The sequence below is a fragment of the Thermosulfurimonas sp. F29 genome (assembly GCF_019688735.1).
GTDB lineage: Bacteria > Desulfobacterota > Thermodesulfobacteria > Thermodesulfobacteriales > Thermodesulfobacteriaceae > Thermosulfurimonas_A.
This window is the reverse complement of sequence record NZ_JAIFYA010000002.1, coordinates 698166-715846: the sequence shown is the minus strand read 5'-3', so window position 1 is coordinate 715846 and position 17681 is coordinate 698166. Positions and strand designations below refer to the sequence as shown.

At 60.3% G+C, this 17681-nt stretch carries 15 protein-coding genes; 8 read left to right on the top strand and 7 right to left on the bottom strand.

The features are described 5' to 3' along the window. Position 1 precedes the first annotated feature (1 nt). The 7 genes from pheT to K3767_RS08185 all read left to right on the top strand — a co-directional run bounded on the left by pheT (position 2) and on the right by K3767_RS08185 (position 5575). On the top strand, positions 2 to 2401 hold the full coding sequence (gene pheT / locus K3767_RS08215) for a phenylalanine--tRNA ligase subunit beta (RefSeq protein WP_221173086.1): 2400 nt from the start codon (positions 2 to 4) through the stop codon (positions 2399 to 2401). 1 nt (position 2402) lies between these two features. Continuing rightward, positions 2403 to 2702 (top strand): HU family DNA-binding protein, encoded by a 300-nt coding sequence (locus K3767_RS08210; RefSeq protein ID WP_221173085.1) that lies wholly within the window; start codon positions 2403 to 2405, stop codon positions 2700 to 2702. Continuing rightward, the gene (locus tag K3767_RS08205) at positions 2689 to 3006 is read left to right on the top strand and encodes a MerR family transcriptional regulator (protein ID WP_221173084.1); all 318 of its coding nucleotides are present in this window, start codon (positions 2689 to 2691) and stop codon (positions 3004 to 3006) included. Before K3767_RS08210 ends, K3767_RS08205 begins: the two co-directional genes overlap by 14 nt. A gap of 74 nt (positions 3007 to 3080) precedes the next feature. Further along, positions 3081 to 3461: a desulfoferrodoxin gene (locus K3767_RS08200; RefSeq protein WP_221173083.1), complete on the top strand. Its 381-nt coding sequence runs from the start codon at positions 3081 to 3083 to the stop codon at positions 3459 to 3461. A gap of 12 nt (positions 3462 to 3473) precedes the next feature. Beyond that, positions 3474 to 3638, top strand: coding sequence for a rubredoxin (rd, locus tag K3767_RS08195; protein ID WP_221173082.1), 165 nt, complete (start codon positions 3474 to 3476; stop codon positions 3636 to 3638). Positions 3639 to 3657: 19 nt separating this feature from the next. Next, positions 3658 to 4866, top strand: a complete 1209-nt coding sequence (locus tag K3767_RS08190) for an FprA family A-type flavoprotein (RefSeq protein WP_221173081.1) — start codon at positions 3658 to 3660, stop codon at positions 4864 to 4866. Continuing rightward, entirely contained in the window at positions 4853 to 5575 is a 723-nt protein-coding gene (locus K3767_RS08185; RefSeq protein ID WP_221173080.1) for a DVU0298 family protein, read from the top strand. Before K3767_RS08190 ends, K3767_RS08185 begins: the two co-directional genes overlap by 14 nt. On the opposite strand, the gene rnr is transcribed toward K3767_RS08185, so the two are convergent. The 7 genes from rnr to K3767_RS08150 all read right to left on the bottom strand — a co-directional run bounded on the left by rnr (position 5544) and on the right by K3767_RS08150 (position 14876). Then, positions 5544 to 7664, bottom strand: coding sequence for a ribonuclease R (gene rnr / locus K3767_RS08180; protein WP_221173079.1), 2121 nt, complete (start codon positions 7662 to 7664; stop codon positions 5544 to 5546). The genes K3767_RS08185 and rnr overlap by 32 nt on opposite strands. A gap of 126 nt (positions 7665 to 7790) precedes the next feature. Beyond that, positions 7791 to 8687 carry a PD-(D/E)XK nuclease family protein gene (locus K3767_RS08175; RefSeq protein ID WP_221173078.1) on the bottom strand — a complete coding sequence of 299 codons (897 nt, stop codon included), beginning with the start codon at positions 8685 to 8687 and terminating at the stop codon, positions 7791 to 7793. 74 nt (positions 8688 to 8761) lie between these two features. Then, a complete protein-coding gene (locus tag K3767_RS08170; RefSeq protein WP_221173077.1) occupies positions 8762 to 9001 on the bottom strand; it encodes a hypothetical protein in 240 nt (79 codons plus the stop codon). An 82-nt stretch (positions 9002 to 9083) separates the two neighbouring features. Further along, positions 9084 to 11339 carry a flagellar hook-basal body complex protein gene (locus tag K3767_RS08165; RefSeq protein WP_221173076.1) on the bottom strand — a complete coding sequence of 752 codons (2256 nt, stop codon included), beginning with the start codon at positions 11337 to 11339 and terminating at the stop codon, positions 9084 to 9086. Between the two features lie 95 nt (positions 11340 to 11434). After that, positions 11435 to 12823 carry a flagellar hook protein FlgE gene (locus tag K3767_RS08160; protein ID WP_221173075.1) on the bottom strand — a complete coding sequence of 463 codons (1389 nt, stop codon included), beginning with the start codon at positions 12821 to 12823 and terminating at the stop codon, positions 11435 to 11437. Positions 12824 to 12836: 13 nt separating this feature from the next. Then, positions 12837 to 13493 carry a flagellar hook assembly protein FlgD gene (locus tag K3767_RS08155; RefSeq protein WP_221173074.1) on the bottom strand — a complete coding sequence of 219 codons (657 nt, stop codon included), beginning with the start codon at positions 13491 to 13493 and terminating at the stop codon, positions 12837 to 12839. A 12-nt stretch (positions 13494 to 13505) separates the two neighbouring features. Next, a complete protein-coding gene (locus K3767_RS08150; RefSeq protein WP_221173073.1) occupies positions 13506 to 14876 on the bottom strand; it encodes a flagellar hook-length control protein FliK in 1371 nt (456 codons plus the stop codon). A gap of 207 nt (positions 14877 to 15083) precedes the next feature. On the opposite strand from K3767_RS08150, the gene clpB reads away from it, so the two are divergent. After that, positions 15084 to 17675 (top strand): ATP-dependent chaperone ClpB, encoded by a 2592-nt coding sequence (gene clpB, locus K3767_RS08145; RefSeq protein WP_221173072.1) that lies wholly within the window; start codon positions 15084 to 15086, stop codon positions 17673 to 17675. Positions 17676 to 17681: the final 6 nt, after the last annotated feature.

The following is a 17681-nucleotide window of genomic DNA, read 5'->3' as shown; positions in this document are numbered from 1 at the left end:
CATGCGGGTGCCCTGGAGCTGGCTTAGGGAATTCGTTGAGGTGGATCTCTCCCCGGAGGAGGTGGCCGAACTCCTCACCCTGGGAGGTCTTGAGGTGGAGGGGGTGGAGGAGGCCTACGAAGCACTGGGGCCGGTGGTGGTGGCGGAGATCCTTTCGGTAACCCCTCATCCCGAAGCCGAAAACTTAAAAATCTGCGAGGTCACCCACGGTCGGGAACGATTCGAGGTGGTTTCCGGGGCTCCGGGGCTTGAAAAGGGGCTCAAGGTGGCCCTTGCGCTTCCCGGGGCCGTCACCTTCTCCGGAGAGAGGATCCGGGAGGTCCGTATTCGCGGGGTGCTCTCCCGGGGAATGATCCTTTCTCCCTACGAGGCGGGGGTCGCCGGGGATAGGGATCGGGTGCTGGTCCTTCCTCCGGAGGCGGAACCGGGGGAGCCCTTTTACCGGGCTCTCGCGCTTTCGGAACCCGTGCTTGAGGTGGCGGTGACTCCCAACCGGGGGGACTGTCTCTCGGTGCTGGGGGTGGCCCGGGAGGTGGCGGCTCTCTGTGAAACGGAGGTGCATCTTCCGGATCCGCCGGACCTTCCCGAAGGGGAGGACATCCTTCGGGAGGCCCGGGTGGAGATCCTGGAGCCGGATCTCTGCGGACGCTATGCCGGTCGGCTCATCCGGGGGGTTTCGGTGAGGGAATCCCCCTTCGAGATGGCCCGCCGTCTCTGGATGTGCGGTTTGCGGCCCATCAACAACCTGGTGGATGTCACCAATTATGTAATGCTGGAGCTTGGACAGCCCCTGCACGCCTTCGACTGGTCGAAGATCCGCGGGCGAAGGATAGTAGTGCGTCGGGCCAGGGATGGTGAGCGCCTCCGGACTCTGGACGGAGAGGAGAGGGAACTTTCCCGGGACATTCTGGTAATCGCCGACGAGGAAGGAGCGGTGGCCGTAGCCGGGGTGATGGGCGGGGCGGAAAGCGGGATAGGGGAGGGGACCGGGGAGGTTTTTCTCGAGGCGGCCTGGTTCAACCCCTCCTCCATTCGGCGCACCGCCCGGGGCCTCAGACTTTCCACGGAAAGTTCCTATCGGTTCGAACGCGGCGTGGATCCCGAGGGGGTTCCCCTAGCGCTCGATCGCGCCGCGGCTCTAGTCCTGGAGACCGCCGGGGGGGCTCCGGTTCCCGGGAGGATAGATGTCTATCCCCGCCCCCATCGCCCCCCCCGGATCACGCTTCGGCTCTCCCGTCTTGAAGGGTATCTCCGGGTGGAGATGGCCTCCGAGGAGGTGGCTCGAGTCCTCGAGCGTACGGGAGGACGGGTGGAGGGTCGGGGAGAGGTTCTGACCTACGAGCCGCCCTCCTTCCGGCACGATCTTTCGCTGGAAGAGGACCTCATAGAGGAGGTGGCCCGCCTGTACGGTTACGACCGTCTTCCGGTGAGTCTTCCGGTGGGGGAGCTCTCGGCGGAGGCGCCGCACCGGGAGGACACCTTCGTGGAGCGCACCCGGGAGGTCCTGCGGGCCCTGGGGTTTTACGAGGTCATAAATTACAGTTTCATATCTCCGGAGGCGCTCGCGGCCCTCGAGCTTTCCGGGGAGGATCCCCGGGCGCGTCCGCTGCGGCTGGCCAATCCCCTTTCCGAGACCCAGTCCGTGATGCGCACGCTGCTTCTTCCGGGGCTTCTCGAGACCGCCCGTTTCAACTACTTTCGGGAGATAGATCGTCTTAAAGTGTTTGAAGTGGGACGGGTTTTCCTCCCCCGGGGAGGGGAGCTTCCCGAGGAACGGTTGCACTTAGGGTTTCTGATCATGGGGGAGGCTACGCCGGAGTTCTGGGGTGATAAGGGTCGTCCTGCGGATGTTTACGATCTCAAGGGGGTGCTGGAGCGTCTTCTATGCGAATGGCGGCTTGAGGGGGTGGAGCTAACTCCCGGCTCGGGAGAGCCCTTTCTCAAGAGGGGACTCTCCTTAAGCCTTGCGGCGCGGGGTAGAACCGTGGGGTTTGCCGGAGCCCTAAAGACCTATCTCCGGGCCCGGTTCGAGCTTCCGGAGCCGGTATGGGTGGCGGAGGTGGATCTATCCGCGCTTCTCGAGCTTCCGGAGTCCCCCAGGGTCTATCGGGGCCTTCCCCGTTTCCCCGCCACGGTGAGAGACCTTACCATGGTGGTGCGGGAGGATCTTCCCGCCGGAGAGGTCTTGCGTTTCGTGCGGGAGATGGGTATTCCTTATCTGGAGAGGGTGGAGGTGGTGGATGTGTATCGGGGAGATCCCATTCCGCCGGGAGAAAAGAGCGTGACCTTCCGGTTCGTCTATCGCTCCGCGGAGCGCACGTTGGAGGACCGCGAGGTGAACGCCGTTCAGGAGGAGGCGGTCCGGCGTATCCTGGAGACCTTTAAGGCCCGACCCAGATAAGATGTCCCGGGGAAAGACCATTACCAAGAGGGATCTGGCCCGCAGGCTTCACGAGAGGTTCGGTTTTTCGGAAAGGAGCATGTATCGTCTGGTAGAGGTACTGCTTGAGGAGATAAAGACGGCCCTTGAGCGGGGGGAGGAGGTCAAGATCTTTCACTTCGGTTCCTTCAGGGTGCACCGACGCAGACCCCGGCGCGGTGTGAATCCCCGTACCAGGGAACCCATTATTATTCCCGGAGCGCGTACGGTGATCTTTCGCCCGGCGCCCACCCTCAAAGCCCTGCTGCATGCGGAAGAATGATCCCGAAAGGTATTACACCATAAGGGAGGCGGCCGAACTTCTGGGCCTGGAGCCCCATGTGATCCGTTACTGGGAAAAGGAGTTTCCGCAGCTCAAGCCCCGGCGGGTGGCGGGGCGACGGTTTTACGGCCCGGAGGAGCTGGCGCTACTCCGGCGTATAAAACACCTCCTCTACGAAGAAGGGTACACCATCGCCGGGGCCAGGAAGGCCCTTTCCGGGAGTTCTTCCCGCGAGCTCTCCGCCGAAAAGGTCCTCTCCGAGATCCGCCGGGAACTGGAGACCCTCTACCGGATGCTCTCCTGAAACTGGACTTGACAGGTCGATTTTAGTATTTTAGATTTTTTAGATAAATAAAATCCACAAAAGGAGGTTTAGGGATGGCGGAGAGGCTAGGGATTTACCGATGCAATGTGTGTGGCAACATAGTGATGGTGCTCAATGCCGGGCGGGGGGAGCTGGTCTGCTGCGGCCAGCCCATGGAGAAGCTTGAGCCGGGCACGGTGGATGCGGCCCAGGAGAAACATGTTCCGGTGATCGAGAAGGTGGAGGGAGGCTACAAGGTGAAGGTGGGAAGCGTCCCGCACCCCATGGAGGAGAAGCACTACATTCAGTGGATCGAGCTTCGGGCCGATGGCAAGTCCTACATTCAGTTTCTTAAACCCGGTGAGGCCCCGGAGGCTTTCTTTGCGGTGGAGGCCGAAAGGGTGGTGGCCCTCGAGTACTGTAACCTTCACGGTCTCTGGGAAAGTAAGGTCTAGGGGAGGTGGGTTATGAAGAAGTATCAGTGCAGCGTCTGCGGTTACATCTACGACCCGGCGCAGGGGGATCCCGATCGGGGGTATCCTCCGGGAACGGCCTTCGAGGATCTTCCCGACGACTGGACCTGTCCGGTGTGCGGAGCCGCCAAGAGCGAATTCGCACCCTACGAGGAATAACGAAAGGAGGTGAGAGAGCATGGCCGCGGTCAGGATAAAGGACGGATTTTACTGGGTCGGTGCGGTGGACTGGAATGTTCGCGACTTCCACGGCTACACCACCCATCGGGGCACCACCTACAATTCCTACCTCCTGGTGGACGAGAAGATCGTGCTCTTTGACACCGTCAAAGCCCCCTTCTTCGAGACTCTCATGGCCCACATTCGTGAGGTCATCGGAGATCCCCAGAAGATCGACTATCTGGTCATCAATCACATCGAGCCCGACCACGGCGGGGCCATAGCCAAGGTGGTGGAGGCCGTAAAACCGGAGAAGATCTTCTGCACCCGGAACGCCCGGCTCGGGATGATCGGGTACTTCCACCGGGAGGACTGGCCTTTTGTCGAGGTCAAGACCGGAGACGAGCTCAAGGTGGGCCGACGCACCATCAAGTTCCTGGAGACCCCCATGGTGCACTGGCCGGACAGCATGGTTTCCTACATCCCGGAGGACAGGATCCTCATCTCCCAGGACGCCTTCGGGGAGCACTACGCCACCAGCACCCGTTTTGACGACGAGGCCAACTTCTGCGAGCTCTTCCAGGAGGTGGCCAAGTATTACGCCAACATCGTGCTGCCCTTCTCGCCGCAGGTCCAAAAAGTGCTCAAGACGGTGCGGGATCTCAAGCTCGAACTCGACATGATCTGTCCGGATCACGGGGTCATCTGGCGCAGGCATGTGAAGGAGATCGTTGAGGCTTACGACCGCTGGAGCCGGTACGAGGCCAGGCCCCGGGTGCTGGTCATCTACGACACCATGTGGAACAGCACGGAGAAGATGGCCCGGGCCCTTTACCAGGGGGTTCTTAAAGAAGGCGTGGAGGTGGAGTTCTTCAAGCTCTCCGTCTCCGACGAAACCGAGCTCATGGCCGAGGTACTAGAGGCCAAGGGGCTGGCCTTCGGGTCGCCCACCCTCAATAACGGGTTGCTCCCCACGGTGGCCGGTTTCACCACTTACATGAAGGGGTTGCGGCCCCGGAAAAAGCTCGGAGTGGCCTTCGGGTCCTACGGCTGGAGCGGGGAGGCCGTGAAACACCTCAACAGGATCTTCGAGGAGACCAAGACCGAGATCGTGCACGAGGGTTTCAAAGTCAAGTACGCTCCCACGGAAGAGGACCTCAGGAAGTGTGAGGAGATCGGGCGCCTTCTTGCCCGCAAGGTGAAAGAGGCCTGCGGTGTCCAGGGTTAGGGAACTCAAGCGGGAGGTCTGGGGTCTCCTCGAGCGGGCCCCGGACCTCCCCGTTCTATATCGCGAACTCGAGCGGTTTCCTCCCCGGAAGCTGGTGAGCCCTCTCATCGGGGCCTTCTGTCACCGGGACGAGCGGGTGCGCTGGCTGGCCATCGCGGGTCTCGGACCCACGGTGGCTCGCATCGCCCGGGAAGACCTGGAATCGGCCCGGGTGGTCATCCGGCGCCTCATGTGGATGCTCAACGAGGAATCCGGGGGCATGGCCTGGGGAGCCCCCGAGGCCATGGCGGAGTGTCTCTTCTGGCACCGGGGACTCGCCGAGGAGTACGCCCACATTCTCGTTTCCTACCTGCGTCCCGACGGCAACATGCTGGAATACCCCCCAGCTCAAAGGGGGGTGGCTTGGGGAATAGGCCGCCTGGCGCAGAAAAAAAGGGAAGAGCTGCTCGCGCTCGAGGCCCACGGGTATCTTTTTCCCCTTCTCGATTCGCCGGATGAGAGAGTGCGGGTCTTTTCCGCGTGGGCGTTTTCCTTTCTGGCGCCCTTTGATGGGGCGGAGCGAGTCCTCGCCGGACTGAAGCACGCCGAAGCCCCTCCCGTAAGGATCGTCTTTTTCGACGGAGAGAACCTGCGGGAGGTGGAACTCGGCGTCCTGTTGCGGGATTCTCTGGAAAGGCTCAGGCGAGCTTCTCCACCAGCTCGAAGGTGATCTGACGGCGTCGCACATTTACCTCTTTTACCCGGACGCGGACCCTGTCCCCGAGACGGAACATCTTTCCCGTGCGCCGTCCCACCAGCCGGTGGTTTTTCTCGTCCAGGAAGTAATAGTCGTCGTGCAGATCCACCAGCCGCACCAGACCGGAAACGAAGTATTCCTCCAGCTCCACGAAGAATCCGAAGGCCGCCACTCCCGAGATGATACCGGTGAAAACTTCCCCCACATGGTCGCGCATGAAACGCACCTGCACCCGTTCGAACATTTCCCGCTCGGCCTCCATGGCCGTGCGTTCGCGCTGAGAGAGGTGTTTACCGACCTCAACCAACTCCTCGTAAGAGTAGGGCGGGCGTTTTTTTCGGAGGGCCGCTTTTAAGGCCCGATGCACCACCAGATCGGGATACCGACGGATGGGAGAGGTGAAGTGGCAGTAGCATTCGGAAGCCAGTCCGAAGTGGCCGATGTTTTCCGGAGAATACTGGGCCTGTTTCATGGAACGCAGAAGCAGGGTGTTTACCAGATAGGCGTAGGGTTTTCCGGTGGCGAGCTCCACCACCTCCTGAACCCAGGAGGGGTCGGGCTCCACCGGGACCTCCAGCTCCAGCCCCAGACTTCGGGCAAATTCCGTGAATTCTTTCAATTTCAGGGGTTCGGGGGGTTCGTGTACCCGATAGAGAATGGGGTAGCCCCGTTCGGTGAGAAAACGAGCCACGGCCTCGTTGGCCGCAATCATGAATTCTTCGATGATGAAGTGAGCCAGGTGTCTTTCCCGTCTCACGATGTCGCGTACGGCTCCCTGAAGATCCAGGCGGACCTCGGGTTCGGGAAGGTCGAAGTCTATGCTTCCCCGGGAAAGACGCCTTTCCCGAAGGATCAAGGCCAGTTCGGCGGCGTTCTCAAGCATTCTCAGAAGAGGTTTGTACCTGCGGCGTAGCTCACGGTCCCGGTCCACCAGCATGGCCTTTACTTCCGTGTAGGTGAGGCGGGCGTGGCTGAAGATGACCGCGGGATAAAACCTGCTCCTTCGGACCCGGCCTTCCCGATCAAAGTCTATCTCCACGGTCATGGCCAGTCGTTCCACCCGGGGATTGAGACTGCAGATGCCGTTTGAGAGCTTTTCCGGGAACATGGGTACCACCATGTTCGGGAAGTAAACGCTGGTGCCCCGGAGATAGGCTTCCTGATCCAGGGGAGATCCGGGCGGAACATAGTGCGAGACATCGGCGATGGCCACATAGAGCTTGTAGCCCGTGCGGGTCCTGCGCACACAGATGGCGTCGTCGAAGTCCCGGGCGTTCTCCCCGTCGATGGTCACCAGCGGCACCCGGGTGAGGTCCCTGCGTCCCGCTTTGTCCTCCGGGCGCACCTCTTCGGGTATGTCTTCCAGGGCCTTGCGCACCCGACGGTTCCAGCGGTGAGGAAGATCGTAGTTGTAGATAACGGCCCTGGCCTGGGTGGAGAGATCCTCCGGGTCCCCCAGCACGGCCACGATACGGCCCTCGGGGATACGACGCCCCGGGGAAAAGTCGGTGATCTCGGCCACCACCAGGTCGCCGTCCTCGGCCCCCCGGGTCTGGTCCGGTGGAATCAGGATCTCGATGGGGAGCCGTTCGTCCTCGGGAACGACGGTGGAGACGCGGCGGCTACGGTAAAAGAAGCCCACGATCTTTTTGCGGCGTCGTTCCAGTATCCTTATAATTGAACCCTCGGGACCTTTTCTGGTGCGGCGTTCGATGCGGGCCACCACCAGGTCGCCGTCCAGGGCCCCCTTGAGCCGCCCCGGGGGAATGAAGACCGAAGGGGCCTTTTCGTCTTCCGGGTTCACGAAGGCGTAGCCATCAGGGTGGACGGCCAGGCGCCCGGTGACCAGCTGCATTTGTTCCGGAAGCCCGTATCGGCGCCCCTTTATGTGGATCAGGACTCCCTCGCGAACCAGGCGCTTTACGAGGCGCCTGAAAGCGGGTCTTTCGGTCTTGGGAATGCCGAGGAGGTGATAAATTTCTCGCAACAGAAGGGGTCTTCCAGCCTTTTTCAGGGCTTCTACTATTCTTTTTCCCGGATCTGCGGTCTTGCGGCCGGCCACCGGTTCATCTCGCAAAAAGGTTGAGGAGAGTGATCAGAATGGCTAGAAGGGAGAATCCTGCCCCCATGAACCACCGAAGAGAGGAGAGACGCTTTTTCATGGCCTCGAAGTATTTTTCCATTAGTATTATTCCTTTATTTCCCCGAGATCCGCGGCATCCGGGACCACCTCTATACCCAGGGTGGGCAGCAGCGGCAGGGCTCTGGGATCCACCATGGGGGAAACAATGATCTTGCGGTCCACCCTTCGTCCTTCCCGTTTTTCATAGAAACGTACCTTTCTTTCGAAGGCGTAAAGGTCGGCCTTGCTCACCGAGGACTTGATTTCGATTACCCACACCTCACCGTTCCTGATCACTACATCCAGCTCCACCTGATCAGGGTGTCCGAAGACCTCACCTTTTTCGTCGTAAGCCAGGTATCTGGAGACCCGGTAATTCGTAAGGGACTGGAGGACCTTCTGCATACCGGCTCTGAAGGCCTCCTCGGACTGCAGGCCCCATCGCGCTCCCAGGCCTCCGAGGGTTCTTTCCACCCGGTTCCAGAACTCCTTAAACCTTTCGTCCCATCGGCGATTATATTCTTCGAGCTGTTGCCGCCAGGCCCTCTGCTCTTCCTCGAATTTTTTCTCCCACAATTTTTGTTGCTCCTGGAATCTTTTCTCCCAGGCTTTTTGTTCCTCCTGGAATTTCCTTTCCCAGGCTTTTTGTTCCTCCTGGAATTTCCTTTCCCAGGCTTTTTGTTCCTCCTGGAATTTCCTTTCCCAGGCTTTTTGTTGCTCCTGGAATCTTTTCTCCCAGGCGCGATTCTGGGCCTCCAGTTTTTCCTCCCACCTGTCCTCCCTTTCCTGCAGATACTTCCAGATGCGCCGGGTCTCTTCCCGAATGTCCCGGATTTCTTTCAGGAGTTTTTCGAACCGGCTTTCGGCCTCATCTCGGGGAAGAGCCGTTTCCCGCAGAATTTTCTCTATCTCGAAGCGCACCTCGGGATGTTCCCGGAGGATCCGGGGAAGAATATCTCTCACGATTTTTTCTACTTCTTCATGCCGGGTAAGCATCAGGTACAGTATAACAGGAGTTATTTACTTCGCGAAGGGATTTAGGAGAGGTCGATGGGCTCGAAGCGACTGTTTATTTCGCGAAGAATGGAGATCTGGATCTCCCGCAGGGCCCTGAGTTCCTCCTCCACCCGAACGATCCGCTCGAGGAGGGAGAACTCCCGGGCCCGCTCCTCGTTGCGGCGAACATCTTCCTCCACCGCCCGGGCCACCAGGGAGCTCAGTCTGGCCTCAAGGATCCTTTCCACCAGGGCTTCGAGGTTCTGATTTTCCGTTTGCATCTTTCAGAGCCCAGAATAATAACAAACGGGCGAGGGGTAAACCCCCTCGCCCGTAAAACCCGCAGATCAGATCCTAATATTTTTACCGCTTGAGGTTGATGAGCTCGTCGAGCATGGTGTCGGTGACGGTGATGATGCGGGCGTCGGCCTGGAAGCCCCTCTGGAAGATGATCATCTTCACGAACTGTTCACCCAGGTCCACATTGGACTGCTCCAGGCTGTTGGGGGCGATGGATCCCAGCCCGTTGGTACGGGGTTTTCCGGTAATGGGGGGGCCGGAACCGGTGGTCTCCCTGAATAGGTTCCCGCCCACTTTGTCGAGCCTTTCCGGTGCGTTGAAGTTGGCCAGCGCCACCATCCAGAGGGGGATGACCCGGCCGTTCGAGTAGTGCCCGGTGATCACCCCGTCGGTGTCCACGGAGAGGGACTCCAGGGAGCCCGGACCGAATCCGTTCTGGTCGTAAAAAATGGTGGAGTTGCTGGTGGCGTACTGGGTGGTGCGCACGGATTCCGAGCGCCAGGAGTCCTTGTAATAGTAGCCGAAGTTTAGTTCGATCTGCTGGAGGGCCTTGGCGTTGGCCCCCTGATCCTGTTCGGAACCGGCGGGACGGTTGTCCACCAGATCTATACCCAAAAAGTCTGCAATCAGCAGGGGATAACCGTTGGCTCCGGTGGCTTCAAAGCCATCGGTGGGATCGGCCACCGGCACACCGCTGGTGTTAATAATCCTGACCGGAGCTCCGGTATTGGCATCCAGGCGATAGGTTTCGTAAAACACTTTTACATTTCCCTGATTGTCGAAAGCGAGACGGCCGTACATAAGTACTCCCCGTTTGCTTTGCGCAAAAGTGTTACCTGATTGAACTTCTCGGGTAACGGTGATATTGCCCTCCTCGGTGGTCCACTGCATAGGATCAGTATCTCTTACGAAATCTCTCTGATCCTCGCTCGGATTGCAGGTGACCAGAAATTCGTAGGTGTTGTCCCGGGTGGTGGTGTCGTAATAGATGGTGATCTCGTGAGGGGTGCCCAGGGAATCGTAGATGGTAAGGGTGGTGCGGTAAGTATATTCGGTGGAGGCTAGAGGGGTTTCATTGCGGGCATCCCAGCGATCGAATAGGGTCGGGATCTCCTGAAGGGGATATTCGGTGTCCGCCAGAGTGGTTACCGCCGTCCCGGTTCCGGAAGTAGGCACCTGCGACCAGTCTATGGTTACCATCTGGGTGGTTCCGTCCAGGAAGAACCAGGCCGAGGTGTCGGCCACATTGGTTCCCTGGGCCAGGATGGTGCCTCCCTCTCCGGTGGGATCCGCCGGAGCCGGGGTGGTCGGATTTTCTACTACATAGTAATCCCACCGACTATCCCCGCTGTCGTAATAGAGCCATATTCTCAAATTACGATCCGTACCGTTGGCATCTTTAACGGTGAAATCCCTATAGACCCAGGTGTCATTCTGAAGGTAGTCGTTGGCCCCCCCGCTCAAACTTATTTCCACTCTCCCCTCCCGGCCGGGGGCTGAAAGGCTGTCCGGGGAAGAAGTATGAGTGAGGGCGCTCCAGTCGATTATAACATTTTCTTTAGTATCGGGGAGTTGAAGGGTGGCCCGGGTACTCGTTACCCCGGTTCCCTGAGCCAGCACGGCTCCGGAAGGGCCGTTTTCCCTGAAGGTGTAATCCCACTTGTTAAGGGTGGCATTGTAGGTAAGTTCCACATAGATTTTGTGATCCACACCGTTCACATCCCTAATTACAAAAGTAGTGTTAACCGTGTTCCCATCATCCACATCTCCGTTGAGATTTACTATGATACTCTCCAGTTCCTCCCGGGCGTCGAGATTGGTGATGACATCTATCTTAGAGGTGGCCACGGGGGAGGAGGTCCGATCGATCCGGATGTCGGTGATGGCCCCGGTGATGTCCCCGGTATTTTCGTCTATCTGCCAGCCCTGTACCCGAAAGCCCGCCGGGTTCACCAGGTAGCCGTTCTTGTCCACGGTGAACTGGCCGTCCCGGGTGTAAAACACATTTCCGGTGGACCCCGGTTCCTTCACCATGAAGAATCCGTTTCCGGCGATGGCCAGATCCGTGGGGCTGGCGGTGGATTCGAAGGAGCCCTGCCCGAAGGTGGGGTAGAGGGCCTGGACCGTGGCTCCCCGGCCGAGCTGTCCCGAACCGCTCGCGGTGTTAATGCTCTGGGCCATCACATCCTGGAAGGTGACCCGGGCCCCCTTAAAGGCCGTGGTGTTGAGGTTGGCCACATTATCACCGACCACGCTCATCCCGTGCCCCAGGCTTTTCAATCCGCTCGTTCCGGTGAAAAGGGCGTCCGTAAGTGCCATGGCCTATCCCTCCTTCCTATAATTTTCGGTTATTTTCCAAAAAACTTCATTTTCCCCCTCCCCCTGGCCCCCTCCCGGAGGGAGGGGGGATTTTTTTAGCGGGCCCGCAGGAAGTCCTCCAGCATCTGGTCCGCGGTGGTGATGACCCGCGCGTTCGACTGAAAGGCCCGCTGAAGGGTAATGAGCCGGATCATTTCCTCGGCCAGATCCACATTGGAGCCCTCGAGAGCCCCGGATCTAAGACCTCCCGGCGCCATCCTTCCCGGGGAGAAGATCCGCGGAGTGGCCTCCGAGCGGGCCCGGAAGAGGTTTCCTCCGGCTCTAGTGAGGGAATCCTCCAGACCCGTGAAGTCGGCCAGAAAGATGCGGGCCACCTCCTGGGTCTGCTGATTGGTGTAATGGGCCCTCACCAGTCCTTCGCCGTCTATCTCCACCCGGTCGAAGACCCCCGGGGGATAGCCGTCCTGGTTCTGGTAATAGACGGCGAAAGGGGCGCCGTAGAGGTGAACGGAGTGGGGGGTGCGGACGAGGTCGGTCCCCTGATAATAGAACCCCAGGTCCAGCGTGACGGTCTGGGGAGCCCCGGTAAGGTTCAGGGTAAAGCGGGGGCGCCCCAGGGTGGTGAGATCCTGTGGGGTCGCAGAGCGCCCGCCCGCCGGATCAACATCGTAAAATTCCGCGGAGGTGATCTCACCGCTGGCTCCGAAGTTGAGGGTGCCCCACAGAAGGGCTCCCTGATAGCGACCGGTCCCACGCTGATCCTCCGCGGGATCCGCCAGGGCCACCAGTACCTCGTATTGATTGTTCTGGTCCGTGGTGTCGAAGTAAAGGTTAAGAAGGTGGGATACCCCCGTGGGATCGTAAACCTCCACCGAGGTCACGAATTCGTAATCCTGAGGGGAAATCGGCTCCCCGGCCCGGGTGGCGTCCCAGGCTTCGAGGAGACTCCTGGAGGTGGTTTCCCGCTCCTTCCGGGCGTCCAGGTTCATTTCCAGCGTGAGGGTTTCGGTGGCCTTGCCGGGTATGCTCTGAGGGATCTCTATCGGGGAAAGGGTGGTCAGACCGGGATTGGTGGCGTCGGGAGCGGCCCCGAGGAGACTCAAGCCCAGGGGAGTGATCATTCTCAGGGTGCCCTGTCCGGTGTCCTCCAGGGTGAACTGACCGTCCCGGGTGTAAAAGACCTGGTTGCCGTCGGAGACCACGAAAAAGCCCCTTCCGTTGATGGCCAGGTCCGTAGGTATGTCGGTGGTGTCCAGGCTCCCCGAGGAAAAGTCGATCTGGATGTCCTTCACCAGACTTCCCAGCCCCCGATCCCGGGGGAGGACCTCCCCCACGGCCCGGGTGAAAAGATCCTCGAAGAGGGCGCGGGAGCCCTTAAAGGCCGTGGTGTTAAGGTTGGAGAGGTCGTCCGCCACCACCCGCAGGCCGGTGCTCTGGGTCTTCACCCCGGAGGTCCCCAGGTAAATGCTTCCGAAAAGACTCATCCCCACCCCTCCTCTAGGAGTCCAGGATTTCCAGAATCTCGTCCAGTCCCACGCGCATCGTTTCGTTGACCAGGACCTTGTTTTCCTCCCCGAGAACGGCTCCGGTTACCCGACCATAGACCCTAACGGGAACGGAGGTTTTTTCCCTCCGGTCGGGAAGGATCACCTTTATGCGGTAGTTCCCGTCGGGGACGGGCTGGCCGTTTTCGTCCGTGGCGTCCCACTGAATCCGGTGCATTCCCGCGGGAAGGGCCCCCAGATTAAGACGCTTTACGATCTCTCCGTTTTCCCTGGTTATGACCACCTCCACCCGGTTGGCCGGATCCTTGAGCTCGAATTCCGCCCCGAGAAAGTGTCCGTTCTCCACCCGGCCCTTGTCCCCCTCCACCTTTACCCTCTTGCCCACCAGGGAGACCAGCGTGGCCATGGTCTGGTTTTCCGCCGTTTTAAGCAATTTTTCGAAGTTTTCGTTGAGGTCGAAGAGCTGATCCACCTGGCTGAAAAGGGCCATCTGCATGGCCATCTCGTTGTTCTCGATGGGTTTCATGGGATCCTGGTACTGGAGCTGTTTGATGAAGAGGAGCATGAAGTCCTCTCTGTCCAAGACCTTCTTCGGGGTCCTGGTTAGGGCGAGCGGCTGTCCGGTCTCCTTGTTTATTCCGGAAATCATGGGTTCACCTCCCTAAACGACGAGGTTGAGACGCCCGTTGTGCCAGCCCTCCCGGGGCGCGATCTTTAAAGCTTCTTCCCGGTCTCCATCCTCTATGCGCTCCACGCCCTTCTTTTGCGGTTTCTCCTCATGAGGAGTGTCCTCCCGAAAACGCCATCCGCTCTCGGAACCGGCAAGGGCGATCTGGAAGTCCGTGAGCCGGAGGCCCAGTTCGTCCAGGGCCTTTTCGAGGTGGGCAAGGTGCATCTGGAGCTGATGCGCGGCCTCGGGTTTTTCCACCCTGAGAAACAGGGTGACCTCCCTGTGACGGACCCGGAGATCCACCTCCACCTCTCCCAGATCCGGGGGCTCCAGCCTTAGCCGGGCCTTCTTTTCCCCGGAGGGATGAACCTCAAGGACCATGTCCTTTATCATCCGGGGCACTTCCACCGGCGGAATGTGAGAGGAGCCCGGAAGAGAAAAACCTCGCTGTGGCGGAACGATCCGCGGGGTCTCCGGAGCGGAATGAGCGTGCCCCGGAGGAGAGGTGAGTTTAAGGAAAGACGGCTCCCGTCCCTCCCGGGAGGCAGATCCCGAAGGGAGGGAGGGTTCCGGATCCCGCCCTCTCGTTCCCTCGGGTAAAAAGGCCCCCTGCTTCGAAAAACCGCGGCCCTCCCCGGGGGTGAAAAACCGGAGGGATTCGGCCCCGGGTTTCCCCTTCGTCGGCGCACTTTCGGCTTTGTAAAGTCCGACCTTCTTTTTTCCGGAAGGCGGGGCGTCGAAGCGCCGGGGCGGTCTTGAGGTAAAGGCGAGGAGCTCCTCCTCGGTAGTTTCGGGGAGGGATGAGGTTCCAACGGGGGGAGCCGAAGATCCATCGCGCCTTTCCGGATTTGCGGGCTTTCCGGACCCCGTCCCGGGATCCGAAAGCGGAGGAAATTTCTCCTGCGTGCGGGGAGCTTCCCCCTGAACGATCGGAGGATTTCCCGGTTCCCGGATGACGGGAGGGGCTTCCCGGCTGACTCTGGGGGATTCCGGAGAAGGTAGGGTGTTTCCCAGGAGCGGGCTCCCCGGAGGTGGAGATTCAGAAGGGGAGGTTGCGGCCTCCGGGGAGAGGGAAGCGGAGGGATCCGGGGGGATAAATCCCGGAAGGCCCCCCGTGGCCTCGTGAGGTCCTTCGGTTCCGGTCGTCTTTTTTTCACCGGGAATCCCTTTACGGTTTACGGAAAGCTCCTGAAGGAGGTCTTCCGTAGCGCTCTCCCCTTCCCTCGAGACCTCTCCCTGGGGGAAAAGAAGACTCAGGAGCAGGGCCAGGAAGTCCAGCACCTGAGGAGAAAAAGACCCTCCCCCTGCCTCTTTCCCGGAGAATAGTTGCGCAAATCCGGTGGCAAAACCGATCCTCTCCATAACCGGCTCCTTGCGAGAACCTTCGTCCGGTGATTACGCAAGACCTGTGCCAGGCTCTGAAAGGCCCTCGTGGCCCGATTCGCGGGAAAATTTTTCCTCTCCGGGAATATTTTTCCGGGAAGGTTTTACTTGACCGGTCCGGGGGGCGTTCTTACCTTAGTTCTCGGATCGTTTTCGAAAAACTTTAACTTCGGGAGGTTTGAGGAAATGAGACTGGATCGTTTCACCTTTAAGGCTCAGGATGCGCTTCAGGAGGCGCAGAGGATAGCCGAATCGCGCGGACATCAGCAGCTCGAGCCGGAGCACCTGCTCAAGGCCCTGGTGGAACAGGAGGGCGGCCTGGTGCCCATGATTCTCGAACGCCTGGGGGTAAACAACCGGCTGGTGGCCTCGGACCTTGACGAATACCTGGATAGACTGCCGCAGGTATCCGGCACCGGCTATCAGGTCTATCTTTCCATGACCCTGAAGCAGATCCTGGATCGGGCCGAACGCCTGGCCCGGGAGATGCGCGACGAGTACATCTCCACCGAGCACCTCCTCCTTTCCATCTTGGAGACTCACACCGAGGCGGCCCGGGTGCTTCAGAACAGAGGGGTCACGAAGGAGAATGTGCTCGAGACCATCCGCCAGATCCGCAAGGGACAGCGCATCACCGACCAGAACCCCGAGGACAAGTACCAGGCCCTGGAGAAGTTCGGACGCGACCTCACGGCCCTGGCCCGGACCGGCAAACTCGATCCGGTGATCGGAAGGGACGAGGAAATCCGCCGGGTGATCCAGATCCTCTCCCGACGCACGAAGAACAACCCCGTGCTGGTGGGCGAGCCCGGAGTGGGTAAGACCGCCATCGTGGAGGGCCTGGCCCAGCGCATCGTGGCCGGCGATGTGCCGGATCCTCTCAAGAACAAGCGCCTCGTTCAGCTCGATCTGGGGGCCCTCATCGCCGGAACCAAGTTCCGGGGAGAGTTCGAGGAACGGCTCAAGGCCGTTCTGCGCGAGATCCAGGCCAGCGAGGGGGAGATCATTCTTTTCATCGACGAGATCCACACCCTGGTGGGGGCCGGGGCGGCCGAGGGGGCCATGGACGCCGCCAACATGCTTAAACCGGCTCTGGCCCGGGGTGAACTCCACTGCATAGGAGCCACCACCATAGACGAGTACCGCAAGCACATCGAGAAGGACCCGGCCCTCGAACGCCGATTCCAGCCGGTAATGGTGGAGGAACCTTCGGTGGAAGAGGCCATTGCCATCCTCCGGGGGCTTAAGGAGAAGTACGAGGTCCATCACGGGGTGCGCATTACCGACAGCGCCATCGTGGCCGCGGTGACCCTCTCGCACCGCTACATCACGGACCGGTATCTGCCGGACAAGGCCATCGACCTCATCGACGAGGCCGCGGCCAAGCTGCGGATCGAGATTGACTCCATGCCCATGGAGATCGACGAGGTGGAGCGCAAGATCAAGCAGCTCGAAATCGAGAAGGTGGCCCTGGAGAAGGAGACCGATCCGCGGGCCCGGGAACGGCTTCAGAAGATCGAAAGCCAGCTCGAGGAGCTGAGGGCCCGGGCCGACGAGATGAAACGCCAGTGGCAGGAGGAACGGGAGGTCATCGTAAAGATCCGGAACCTCAAGGAGAGGATCGACCAGCTCCGCATCGAGGCCCAGCAGGCCGAACGCAAGGGGGACCTCAACCGGGTGGCGGAGATCATTTACGGCCAGATTCCTCAGCTTGAGAAGGAACTGGAGGAGGAGAACCGGCGTCTCGAGGATCTGCACCGGCGGCACGGGCGGCGTTTCCTCAAGGAGGAGGTGGACGCCGAGGATGTGGCCCTTATCGTGGCCAGGTGGACGGGCATTCCGGTCTCGAGGCTCCTTGAGTCCGAGCGCGAGAAGCTTCTCAGGATGGAGGAACGCCTCAAACAGCGGGTGGTGGGGCAGGATCACGCCATCAGCGCCATCGCCAACGCGGTACGGCGGGCCCGGGCCGGACTCAAGGATCCCAACCGGCCCATCGGTTCCTTCATGTTCCTGGGGCCCACCGGCGTGGGGAAAACGGAGCTCGCCAAGGCCCTGGCCGAGTTCATGTTCGACACCGAGGAGGCCATGATCCGTATCGACATGACCGAGTACATGGAAAAACACGCCGTCTCGAGACTCATCGGGGCCCCTCCCGGCTATGTGGGCTACGAGGAGGGAGGACAGCTCACCGAGGCCGTGCGGCGGAGACCTTACTCCGTGATCCTCTTTGACGAGATCGAGAAGGCCCATCCGGATGTCTTCAACATCCTGCTCCAGATCCTCGACGACGGCCGGCTCACCGACGGTAAGGGACGCACGGTGGACTTCCGCAACACCATCATCATCATGACCTCCAACATCGGGAGTCAGTGGATCCAGGAGATCACCGTCGACCGTCAGGAGATGGAGCGGAGGGTGATGGAGGCCCTGCGGGCGCACTTCCGCCCGGAGTTCCTCAACCGGATCGACGAGATCATCATCTTCAATCGTCTGGGGCGCGAGGAGCTCATGCGGATAGTGGACATTCAGATCCGGTACCTGCGGGAACGGCTCTCCGAGAAACACCTCACCATCGAGCTCACGGATCGGGCCCGGGAGTGGCTGGCCAATGTGGGCTACGATCCGGTTTACGGGGCGCGCCCCCTGCGCCGGGCCATCCAGCGTCATGTGGAGGATCCCCTGGCCATGAAGATCCTCGCCGGAGAGTTCGCCGAGGGGGATCACATCGTGGTGGACTACGACGAATCAGCAGGCACCCTGACCTTTCGCAAGGGATAGGAGGTC

Bases quoted from the DNA above. Each gene is read 5' to 3' on its own strand.
- K3767_RS08150 (WP_221173073.1), bottom strand. From the start codon at position 14,876: ATGGAGAGGATCGGTTTTGCCACCGGATTTGCGCAACTATTCTCCGGG.
- K3767_RS08200 (WP_221173083.1), top strand. From the start codon at position 3,081: ATGGCGGAGAGGCTAGGGATTTACCGATGCAATGTGTGTGGCAACATA.
- K3767_RS08170 (WP_221173077.1), bottom strand. From the start codon at position 9,001: ATGCAAACGGAAAATCAGAACCTCGAAGCCCTGGTGGAAAGGATCCTT.
- K3767_RS08165 (WP_221173076.1), bottom strand. From the start codon at position 11,339: ATGGCACTTACGGACGCCCTTTTCACCGGAACGAGCGGATTGAAAAGC.
- K3767_RS08205 (WP_221173084.1), top strand. From the start codon at position 2,689: ATGCGGAAGAATGATCCCGAAAGGTATTACACCATAAGGGAGGCGGCC.
- K3767_RS08190 (WP_221173081.1), top strand. From the start codon at position 3,658: ATGGCCGCGGTCAGGATAAAGGACGGATTTTACTGGGTCGGTGCGGTG.
- K3767_RS08210 (WP_221173085.1), top strand. From the start codon at position 2,403: ATGTCCCGGGGAAAGACCATTACCAAGAGGGATCTGGCCCGCAGGCTT.
- K3767_RS08155 (WP_221173074.1), bottom strand. From the start codon at position 13,493: ATGATTTCCGGAATAAACAAGGAGACCGGACAGCCGCTCGCCCTAACC.
- clpB (WP_221173072.1), top strand. From the start codon at position 15,084: ATGAGACTGGATCGTTTCACCTTTAAGGCTCAGGATGCGCTTCAGGAG.
- rd (WP_221173082.1), top strand. From the start codon at position 3,474: ATGAAGAAGTATCAGTGCAGCGTCTGCGGTTACATCTACGACCCGGCG.
- pheT (WP_221173086.1), top strand. From the start codon at position 2: ATGCGGGTGCCCTGGAGCTGGCTTAGGGAATTCGTTGAGGTGGATCTC.
- K3767_RS08160 (WP_221173075.1), bottom strand. From the start codon at position 12,823: ATGAGTCTTTTCGGAAGCATTTACCTGGGGACCTCCGGGGTGAAGACC.